The sequence below is a fragment of the Lentzea sp. HUAS TT2 genome, assembly GCF_051853195.1.
Lineage (GTDB): Bacteria > Actinomycetota > Actinomycetes > Mycobacteriales > Pseudonocardiaceae > Lentzea.
In genome coordinates, this window is sequence record NZ_CP196667.1 from 7,065,612 (window position 1) to 7,075,760 (window position 10,149).

The 10,149-nt window shown below is 69.6% G+C and carries 8 protein-coding genes; 4 read left to right on the forward strand and 4 right to left on the reverse strand.

Translation table 11 applies throughout. From position 1 onward, the window contains the following. The first annotated feature begins 43 nt into the window (after window positions 1-43). From ACSHWB_RS34000 to ACSHWB_RS34015, 4 genes are all read left to right on the forward strand, one after another. Entirely contained in the window at window positions 44-871 is an 828-nt protein-coding gene (locus ACSHWB_RS34000; RefSeq protein ID WP_439657384.1) for a thermonuclease family protein, read from the forward strand. Beyond that, window positions 861-1,898 carry a hypothetical protein gene (locus ACSHWB_RS34005; RefSeq protein WP_439657385.1) on the forward strand — a complete coding sequence of 346 codons (1,038 nt, stop codon included), beginning with the start codon at window positions 861-863 and terminating at the stop codon, window positions 1,896-1,898. Before ACSHWB_RS34000 ends, ACSHWB_RS34005 begins: the two co-directional genes overlap by 11 nt. A 212-nt stretch (window positions 1,899-2,110) precedes the next feature. Further along, entirely contained in the window at window positions 2,111-2,242 is a 132-nt protein-coding gene (locus tag ACSHWB_RS34010) for a hypothetical protein (RefSeq protein WP_439657386.1), read from the forward strand. A 162-nt stretch (window positions 2,243-2,404) separates the two neighbouring features. Then, the gene (locus ACSHWB_RS34015) at window positions 2,405-5,119 is read left to right on the forward strand and encodes a tetratricopeptide repeat protein (RefSeq protein ID WP_439657387.1); all 2,715 of its coding nucleotides are present in this window, start codon (window positions 2,405-2,407) and stop codon (window positions 5,117-5,119) included. Here ACSHWB_RS34015 and ACSHWB_RS34020 read toward each other — a convergent pair. From ACSHWB_RS34020 to ACSHWB_RS34035, 4 genes are all read right to left on the reverse strand, one after another. Further along, window positions 5,097-5,495 (reverse strand): Calx-beta domain-containing protein, encoded by a 399-nt coding sequence (locus ACSHWB_RS34020; protein WP_439657388.1) that lies wholly within the window; start codon window positions 5,493-5,495, stop codon window positions 5,097-5,099. The two genes, ACSHWB_RS34015 and ACSHWB_RS34020, sit on opposite strands and share 23 nt — an antisense overlap. Window positions 5,496-5,568: 73 nt before the next feature. Beyond that, window positions 5,569-6,513: a hypothetical protein gene (locus ACSHWB_RS34025; protein WP_439657389.1), complete on the reverse strand. Its 945-nt coding sequence runs from the start codon at window positions 6,511-6,513 to the stop codon at window positions 5,569-5,571. A gap of 175 nt (window positions 6,514-6,688) precedes the next feature. Next, on the reverse strand, window positions 6,689-7,468 hold the full coding sequence (locus tag ACSHWB_RS34030; protein ID WP_439657390.1) for a transposase family protein: 780 nt from the start codon (window positions 7,466-7,468) through the stop codon (window positions 6,689-6,691). 326 nt (window positions 7,469-7,794) lie between these two features. Then, window positions 7,795-9,300 (reverse strand): ArnT family glycosyltransferase, encoded by a 1,506-nt coding sequence (locus tag ACSHWB_RS34035; RefSeq protein ID WP_439657391.1) that lies wholly within the window; start codon window positions 9,298-9,300, stop codon window positions 7,795-7,797. Between the last annotated feature and the right edge of the window lie 849 nt (window positions 9,301-10,149).

The following is a 10,149-nucleotide window of genomic DNA, read 5'->3' on the forward strand; positions in this document are numbered from 1 at the left end:
CCCCGACGGCGTTGACCGTCTTTCAGTCGGCCGGGGAAAGGGCATGGAGGAGATGAGTCCGGGGATCGTTCGCCGCTTCTGGTGGCGCACCGGCCAACGGGCGAGGCTCGCCCTCGCGTGCCTGGGAGTGCTCACGGTGCTGGCCGTGACGGGAGCGGCGGGGTTCAGCGGCGACGCGAGCCCGCTGCCGTCCGCCGTCAGCGCGCCGGCCGCGACCGTGCCCAGAGGCTCCTCCTTCGAGGTGACCGTCCGCACGGTGACCGACGTGGACCGGTTCGAAGGCGTCGAGGCGGACACCGGCAGGCAGCTCACCGCCCGCGTCGCCGGGGTCAGCCCTGCCGACTGCTGGCAGTCGCAGTCCCGCGCCGCCGCGGAGACCCTGCTGCGCGGCAAGACCGTCCGGCTCACGGTCAAGACCGAGAGCGACGAGCTGTTGGTCGACGTGCAGCTGCCGGACGGCACCGACTACGCGCGGGCCGCCGTGGGCGAGGGCGCGGCGTTCGCGGAGCTCACCGCGCGCGGTGAGCTCGCCCCGGTCGAGGCGGAGGCGCGCAAGGCACGCCGCGGCCTGTGGTCGACCGGGTGCAACGGGCCCGCCGACATCACCCTGGTGGCGCCTTCGAGCGTGCCGAGCACCTCGTCGTCGGCGCCTCCGACGACCACTGAGCCGCCGCCGGTCGTGACGACCACGCGGCAGCCGCCCAAACCGCCGATCGTGACGATCGAGCCGCCGTCCGATGAGGAGTGGCTCGCTCGGTTCGTGGGGAAGCGGTGCTTCCCCGAGGGGGCTCGGAGGGCGTCGCCGGAGGGCACCGAGATCGAGTGCGTCCGTGGTGACCGGGGGCAGCTCAGGTGGCAGCGTGCGGACTGAGGGCGACGTGGACCGGTCCGCCGAGCCCGTTGCCGACATGACGCCTGTGCGGGTGGATGAGGGTGACGAGTTCGCCGAGCCGGTCACCGGCACGCTGCCGGTGCAGGCGGCTGATGACGAGGTGGTCGCCGATGCGGTGGCCGGGCGAGCGGACGAGGGCGACCTGTCCACCGAACCCGTTGCTGACGCGGCACCTGCTCAGGTGGACGACGTTGACGTGGCCACCGACGCGATGCCGGCGCGAGCGGACGACGACCTGTCCACCGAACCTGTCGCTGACGCGGAGCCTGCCCGCGTGGACGAGGACGAGCCGGTCACCGGCACGCTGCCTGTGCAAGTGGACGAGGCGGAGCCCGGCGCCGATGAGGTGCCTGAGCGAGTGGGCGAGGACGACCCGTCCGCCGAGTCACTCACCGGCACGGTGCTTGCGCGAGAAGACGATGTCGAGCTCTTCGCCGAGCCAGCCGACACGGCACCAGAGCGAGTGGACGACGTTGACCTGTTCGCCGAACCCGTCGCCGACGCGGCGCTCGAGACACCAGACGGCGTCGACCTGCCCACCGGCACAGCACCCACCCGACCGGACGGCGAACCCCCACGCGGCCTCACCCCGGACGGCTCGGTCCGCACGACAGGCTGGCTCCAGGTAGGCGACCACCCCGTGAGCTCCGCCCTGCTGGCCGCCCTGGCCGGCCTGCTGTGGGCGTTGGTCGCAGCAGCTGTGCTGGTGCGCGAGTTCCCAGTAGCCGCCGGTGTCCTGACGCTGACAGTCCCGGTGGCCTGCGGGGTGCTGTGGTGGCTCCTCACCACATGGCTGCGCCCCGCCTCCACGGCCCGCAACGTCGAAACGTGCCGCGCGGAAGAGCTGGAGCCGGGCGACGTCGTGAGGCTGCACGGCTCGATCGGACCGGTCGGCCGGATCACCGAGGTCGTGGTGGGCGAAGACGTCCGGGTGATCCTGCACGGCGGCAACGAACGGACCTGGGCTCCAGACCAGACGGTCCACCTCGCGGAACTGCTCAGCTAGACCGGGGACCGGTCCCCGCCGAATCGCGCCACGACGTCGTGGACGCGACGAGGGGACACGGGATGCCTACAGGACGGTTGTTGGTCGAGCGTCCGGTGGCCGGGTGGTGCTGCTCGTGGTGTTGTGCGCCGGAGGGGGCGCACTGCTGTGGTTCACCATCGACCAGTGGTTCTTCGGGTGGGAGCCGGAGTGCACGGGGGGACTGCGTCTGGGTGATCAACGGCCGCGACGCCGGGCCCGCCACGGAGCAGTCGCAGCGCGCGGCCGCCTGGCCGTTCGTGCTGATGTGCCCCGGGGTGGGCGCGGCGCTCGTCGTCGGGCCGGTGATCACGGTGGCGCGGTAGCTGGTCGCCCGTCGTCGAGGCCCGGCGAATTGCCGGTTACGTCCCACGATCAGCGCTGCCACCAGCGCATTGGGCGAGCTAGCGTAACGCGATGTGCTGGGAACAGGTGGCGAGGTAAGGATTCTCGGGCCGGTTGAGGTGTGCGGCCCGCACGGTCGAGCGGTGCTGACCGGGGCCCGGCAGCGCAGCATCGTCGCGGTGCTCGCCCTGCGCGCGGGAACGCCGGTCGCGGTGGAGCGCCTCGTCGACGTGTTGTGGGGCGAGGATCCGCCGCGCACGGCCGTGAGGTCGTTGCACAGCCACGTTGCGCGGCTGCGTCAGGCACTCGCGGACTGCGGTCTGCCCGGTGCGCTGATGACCAAGCCCGGTGGGTACCAGCTCGACGCGTCGGTGGACGCGATGACGTTCGAACGGACCAGGGACCTCAGCCTGTGGCGGGGCGAACCGCTGGCGGGCACGGAGTTGTTCGGCTGGGGGCGGGCGGAGATCGACCGGTTGCGGGAACAGCGGATCGCCGCGCTGGAGATGTACTGGGGCGAGAGGCTCGACCGCGGTAATGCCGTGGAGGAGCTGGAACGGCTGGTGGTCGGCCATCCGACCAGGGAACGGCTCGTCGGCCTGCTGATGCGGGCGTTGCACCTCGGTGGACGGCACGCCGACGCGCTGGAGGTGTTCCGAAGACTCAGGGACAGGCTCGCCGACGAGCTCGGCGCCGACCCCGGGCCTGACATCACCGCGCTGCACACCGCGATCCTGCGGCGCGATCCCGCCCTGCACAGCACAAGACCCGCCCAGCTGCCCGCCCGCGCCGGCCACTTCACCGGCCGCGCCACCGAGTTCGCCGAACTCGAGTCGATGCCCCCGATCGTCGTGGTGTCCGGTGTCGCCGGGGTCGGCAAGACCACGTTCGCGGTCGAGTGGGCCCGCCGCGTCGCCGACCGCTTCCCGGACGGGCAGGTGTTCCTGGACCTGCAACGGCTCACGCCCGCCCAGGCGCTGACCGAGATGCTGCACAGCCTCGGCGTTCCCGCGGACCGGGTGCCGGCCGATCCGGCCGCGACGTACCGGACGTTGTTGCACGGCAAGAGAGTTCTCATCCTGCTCGACGACGTCCGCCGCGCGCGGGACGTGCTGCCGCTGGTGCCCGGTGACCAGGGGAACCTGCTGCTGATCACGAGCCGTGACACGCTCTCTGCGCTCGGCACGCGCCACGCCGTGCACACGGTGAGCCTCGGCCTGCTGAGCGAACCGGAGGCGCACGACCTGTTCGCGGACATCCTCGGTGAGTCCAGAATCAGAGCCGAATCCGGTGCCACCGCGGAACTCGTCGTCCACTGTGGACGGCTGCCGCTCGCGTTGCGCATCGCGGCCGCACGGCTGGCGATCCGGCCCAGCAGGAAGATCGCCGACCTGGTGCGCGAACTGACCCGCAACGACCCGCTGGACGTGCTGACGGTCGACGGGGACGACCGCACGGTCCGCACCGTGTTCGCCAGCGCCCACCGCACGTTGAGCCCGCAGGCGGCGCGGCTGTTCCGCGTGCTGGGCGAGCACCCCGGCGCGAGCTTCCCCGCCGACCTCGCCGACGCGATGGGGCCCGGGCTCGACGAGCTCGTCGCCTCGCACCTCGTCAGCGAGATGGGCAACGGCCGGTACGCGCTGCACGACCTGATCCGGTTGTTCGCCCGGCAGAGCGGCGATCTCGGCGACGGGGTGGAACGCCTGCTGGACCGCTACCTCACGATCGCGCACGCGGCAGGCGAGGTCCTCAACCCGCGCCACGACCTCGTGACCCGGCCGCGCTGCGACGACCTGCCGTTCGCCGCGGACCGCATCGAGGTGCTGGCGTACCTGGACGCCGAACGCGACAACATGCTGCACATGATCCGGCTGGCGGCGCGCTCCGGCCTGCACCGCGAGACGTGGCAACTGGCCTACCTGCTGACGGGGTACTTCGAGGCACGCGGCAACTGGGCGGCCCGCGTCGAGCAGTGCGAGCACGCCGTCCAGGCCGCCCGCGCGCTCGGGGACCAGCGCGCGGAGGCGGAGATGCTGCGGGGCCAGGGCATCGCGCTGCAGATGACCTCACGCATCGCGGAAGCCATGGTGGTGCAACGACAAGCGCTCGTCCTGGTGCGCGAGGCGGGCGATCTGCGCGGGGAGGCCAGGCTGCACAACAACATCGCCAACGCGCACTCCGAGCTGCGCGAGTTCGACCTCGCGCTGGAGGAGTACCGCGCGGCGATGGAGGTGCACGGGACCGCGGGCGACGAGGTGGGCGTGGCGCTGGCCCGGCGCAACCTCGGCTACACCTACGTCCGGATGGGCCGGCCGGAGCTGGCCACCGAACCGCTGTTCGCGGCGCTGGAGACGTTCCGCGCCAAGGAGAACCTCCGGCTGGAGGCGGCGACGCTGATGTCGCTGGGCAACGCCTACCACCGGCTCGCCGACCTCGAACCGGCGTTGCGCTACTTCGGCGACGCACTGCGAATCAGCCGCGAGGTCACCGACGACCGCTTCGAGGCCGATGCGCTGACCGGCCTCGGCGTCACCCAGCTCGCGCTCGGAGATCCCGCCGTGGCAAGGGAATGCTTGGCGAGTGCGCTCGTGGTGTGTCGCGCGCTCGGCGACGGGCATCGCGAGGCGTCCACGTTGCGGGACCTGGCCGACGCCGAGCTCGCACTGGGCGACCTCGGCGCCGCCCGCACCCATCTCGCCGCGGCGCTGGAGGCCAGGACCCAGGCTCCGGACGAGTTCGAGCAGGCCCAGGTCCACCGCACGTTCGCCGACCTGGAGGGCCGGAGCGGGCGGTGGACCGAGGCTGCCCGGCACCTGGCTCAGGCCGTCACGCTGTTCACCTCTTGCCGCCGATCGTGAACACGGCGACGCGCTTGCCGATCTGGCCAGGCTGCACCGCGGTGATCTCCAGGGTGAACTTCTTCTCCTGCTCCGTCACGCGCAGCACCTTGTACGGCACGGCGGCCTGTTTCTGGCCCGCCTTGATGGTGACCTTGCCGCTGGGCGCGGCCTGGTAGTCCTCACCCTGCTTCGCGGTGCCGTCGACGAACCTGTAGGCCACGTCGACGTTCTGCTGCACCGGGCCGTTGCGCAGTTTCAGCACCGCCGTGTACGAGTCCGCCGACTCGTGCACCGGCCCGTCGATCGCGTCCACGACCACGGGGCAGTCCGGCGGTTCGCAGTCGGCTGCTCCATGCGCGGGCACGATCCCGAGCAGAAGCAGCAGCAAAACCATGAGTGTCTTCATTGACAACCCTTTCGGTGGGTCAGTCTCCGAAGTACGGAGACCGACCCACCGAGGTTGATACTCAGTCCTTCTCGTTGATCAGGTATTGCGCTCCGCCGAGATCCGTGCCCTGCACGTCGGTCTGGCGCACGTGCAGCTCGGCCGGGCCGGTCTCCTTGTCGGTCTCGAACGTCAGCGCGGTCTCGACGCGCTCGTCGGCCTTGAGGGTCAGGCCTTCGAAGCGGGCCTTGGGATCGGCGATCTGGAACTGCGTCTCACCGACCTGCTTAACGCCGGTCGCCCTGCCGCCGGCGGCCTTCCAGCGCGCGGTGAGCTCCTGGCCGAGGTCGAACGTGATCGTGCCGCCGAACTGCCGCGGCTGCTCCAGGATCAGGTGCTGCCGGGCGTCGTTGCGCTCTGGGTTGCCGATCGTGTACGGCACGCGGACGGGCTCGAACGGGCGGACCCGCACGGAGTCGACGTTGCGCCACGCGATGTTGTTGTTCCGCTGCGCGTTGAGCTGGGTGTTGCTGCCCTCGGCGAACGTCATCGGGTCCGCGTTCGACACCCAGCGGGCGAGCAGGCAGAAGTGCGCGGGCCCCGGCACGTTCCATCCCGGCCAGGTGATCATGACCGTGGTGCCGCTGACCGGCACGGTGGAGCCCGCGGTGCCGATGTAGGTCCAGCCGGCCGGCCAGGCGGTGCCGCCGCCGAGGTTGCTGCGGTAGAGGTGGAGGCTGCCGTCGATGCTGCCGACGGCGCCCGCCTTGCGTCTCAGGGTGACGAAGACGTAGTTGTTCACGCCCACCACCGGGTTCTGGGACACCGCGCACAACACCGGCGTCGAGCACACCTTGATGTCGGGGCTGAAGTAGATGCTGCCGGTGCTCGGCTCGTTGCCGACGTCGCTCACGTTGTCCCGGACGAAGACGTCTCGTTGGTACGGCGTCGCGTTCACGGCAGGGGCGATGAGCGTCGCGGCCGCCAGCAAGCCTGCCAGCAGCGTCGCCAGTGTGGCTTTCACCATGTCCTCCATCGGTTGAGGTCTACCGAGGGAAGAAGTACCGCCGCGCTGTTGTGGCGACGTTGTCGTGCGGTTGTCGGCGTTCTGAGCCTGCTGCCAGAAGTTGTGTTCGTCACTCGCCCGAGCGGCCCCGCGCCTGGTCCTGATGGCGTCTGCAAGTACCGAGCCTTTTCCATCTTCATGATCGGGTGCGTTGTTCGAGGGTGAGGATGGCGCGGGCGTAGTGGGTGACTCGGTGGGGGCTGGCGCGGACTCGGGTGAGGACGCGCCAGTTCTTGAGGGTGGCGATGCCGCGTTCGACGAGGCAGCGGATGGCGGAGTGTGCGCGGTTGGCGGCGCGTCTGCCTGGGGTGAACTCGTTTTTGTAGCGGCGGTAGGGCAGATGAACGCCCTCGCCGGCGCCGATGTGGCCGCGGTCGGCGACGAGGTGGAGCCCGGCGTCACGGCAGGTGTCGAGGATGCCGTGGGTGCGGGCGGCGGTCAGGTCGTAGACCGAGCCGGGGAGTCCGTCGGAGACCCAGGCGAGCCGGCCGTAGGGGTCGGTCAGGATCTGCACGGTGATGCCGTGGTGGCGGGTTTTGACGCTGTAGCAGGCTTTCAGGCGCTCACGGTCGCCGGCGCGGTCGATGCGGATGACGGTGCCGTCCAGTAGCGCGTAGTTGGAGAACGATCCGGCCAGCCGGGCGACCGCGTGTGTGAGGCTGGGTGCTCGTGCCGCGAGCAGGTCGGTGGTCTCGCGGATGTAGCGGTAGGCGGTGGCCAGGCCGATGCCGAACCCGGTGGCCAGGCGCTGGTAGGTGTCGCCGTTGCGTAAATGCGCCAGCACCAGCAGGGCCTGGCGGTTGCTGGGCAGGCGGCGCCAGCGGGACCCGATGCTGGTGCGGTGGCGGCGGATCAGGCGTGCGACGTAGTCCAGGGTGCGATTGGACAACGTGATCACGGACGGATAGAACAACACACGAAGCTCCTGGTCGGCATCGGTTGATCTTGGTCGTGATGCCAGTGCTACCAGGGGCTTCGCCATGTTCAAGGCCGTCGAGCTACACCGATCCGATCTTGTGACCAGCAAGATCAGGATGGAAAAGGCTCACCACCAACTCAACATCAACAGGCACTTTCCTACTACCAACAGGCCTGCGGGGCCCGAGAACACGGCGCCTGTTCGTCAGACGGCGAACAGGTTGGATGTGGTTGACGGCGATTCGATCAAGAGTTGGTGGTACTTGCAGACGCCTCGAGGCCAACAGGGACACGAGGTTTCGGACGAGACTGCTGGCCAGGTGCTTAGTACGCGCCGATCAGCCGGTAGCCGGGCCACAGCTCGGCCCACGACGCCTGCGGTTCGCGGCACACCGAGATGGCCCTGCCCTGTTCCGTGGTCTGCAGCCCATAGCCGTTGTCTATGCGCGCCACGACCTCGCACGCGCCGAAGTCCTGCTTCAGCCGGTTCTCGTCCATACCGACCGCGATCACGACGTCCGTGCCCTCGGGCGGTGCGCCGCGGAGGTACAACTCGTTGTGCCCGCTGTAGATGCGGGGGAGCGGGTGGTCCTCGCGCATCCAGTGCAGCGCGCCCGCTTCGCCGAAGTTGCGCGTCAGCACGACGGCGCGCGACCGTTCGTCGGCGGGCAGCGCGGTGTACGCGTCGGAGACCTGGCCGACCAGCCGCTCCCAGCCGAACGTCTCGGTCGTCAGGCTCGATCCGGCGAACTTCACGTACACCCGTGCCGGCATCACCGGTAGCGACGTGGCGACCTGCACCACGGCGAACACCGCCAGCACCGAGGCCACCACCGCCACCCGTGACCGGCTGCGGTCCATCCACTCGTCCACGACCACGCACCCCGCGGCGATCAGCGGCATCAGGTAGCCCTCGGTGTAGTCCACGCCGCTGGGCGCCACGGCGAGCACCAGCGCCGTGCCGAGGAGGTAGGCCGCCCCCAGCGCGCGCACCGGGCGCCACCGCGGCTGGCGCAGCACGCAGACCACGCCCACTCCCAGGATCACGGTCACGGCCGGACCCGCCAGGATCGCGACGTCGAGCGGGAACATCAGGCCGTCGGTCCAGTCGCCCTCGGACAGCGCCCGCGCCATGACGAGCTGCGGCCAGCCGTTGACGGCCTGGTAGACGAAGTTCGGGGCACTGATCACGAGTGCCAGCGCGGCGCCCGCCCACAGCCAGCGGCTGCGCAGCTCCCGGCGCGGGCCCACCACGAGCAACGCCACCACCAGCGTCACCGGCAGCAGGAGCACCACGTACTTGGCGTAGGTCGCCACCCCGCACGTGACACCCGCGGCCAGCCACCACTTCCCGTCGCCGCGCAGCAGGGCCCGCAACGCGAACAGCGCCACCGCGCACCACGCGACGAGGTCCGGGCTGTTGGTCAGCAGGAAGTGCCCCATGACGAGCACGACCCCGGACGTGCCGATCGCGGCGGCGGAGAGCACCTGCGCCCGTGGCCCGCCGCCCAACTCCGCGGTGATCAGCGCGGAGAGCACGACGATCGCCATGCCGCACAACAGGGCCGGCGCCCGGACACCCCACACCGTGTCGCCGAACAGCACCGCGCCCGCCTTCGCGAACAGCGGTGCCAGCGCCGGCTGGTCGAAGTAGCCCCAGCGCGGGTCGTCGCCCAGCATCCGGAAGTACAGCTCGTCCGCCGTGAGCCCGTAGTTCCCTGCCAGTGGGAACACCAGCGCCGCGTAGAGCGCCGCGACCACCGCCACCGGGCGTCGCGCCAGCGGTACGGCCAAGCCGGTCCGCGCCGCCACGCCCTCGATCGTGAACACCGAATTCGCTCCCCTCGTGGCGACCACGGGGTCACCGCGACGGCGATGCTATCGATGATCGTCCCCGCACATTGCTCCAATCGGCAGCAATGATCCGGCGAGCGGAATCAAACACCCGGGCGATTAATTCTGGCTGAAGTGTCAGAGGCCTGCGGTGGGCTCATAGCACGTTCCGGGACGTGGCGCCGTGGAATTAGTTCTGATGTGGAGGATTGGCCGACAATCGCCGTTCGGCTCGTCTTCGGCCATCTCATTTGGTAGAGACGAATCCGTCGTGAATACCAAATGCTGAATGAGTTCGCGGAACTTTGGGGCACGTGTGACGTGTGACACAACGTGTGGTCACTGCACGTGTTTGCGCGGGTGCGGCAGGTGACAACGTGCCGAGTCGCGCAGATTGGCGTATAAGCGCATAGGTGAAATTGATACTATTCTGAATTGGGCTGTTCGGCGGATTCGTGCTGGTCGTGGGCCTGGTTAATCTGCGGTTGTCGCTTCGGCGGCTCTGGGGGCTTCTTTGGGGTGGGGTGCTTTCGTCGACCCGCTGATTCGCGTGCGTTTTTCGCGTTCGGTCGTGGCGGCGGATGACGCAAGGGGGTTTTCATGGCCGTTCAGGGAGAATTGATGCTCGAGTCACCCGCAGGTTCGTCGCCTGCACGGGTGCGGCGTCCGTGTCCGCAGATCGCGGTGCACACCTAAGAACGCGACCTGCTTCTACCGGCATCGTCGTGCCCGGTGACAGTCCACGAGCCCGGACTTCAAAAGGGGCTCCTTCATCCGCTGTATCTGTGACATCAGCGGTCTCTCTGTCCTGTTGTGTCGGGGCCATCAGCAAAGAGGAGCAGTTCA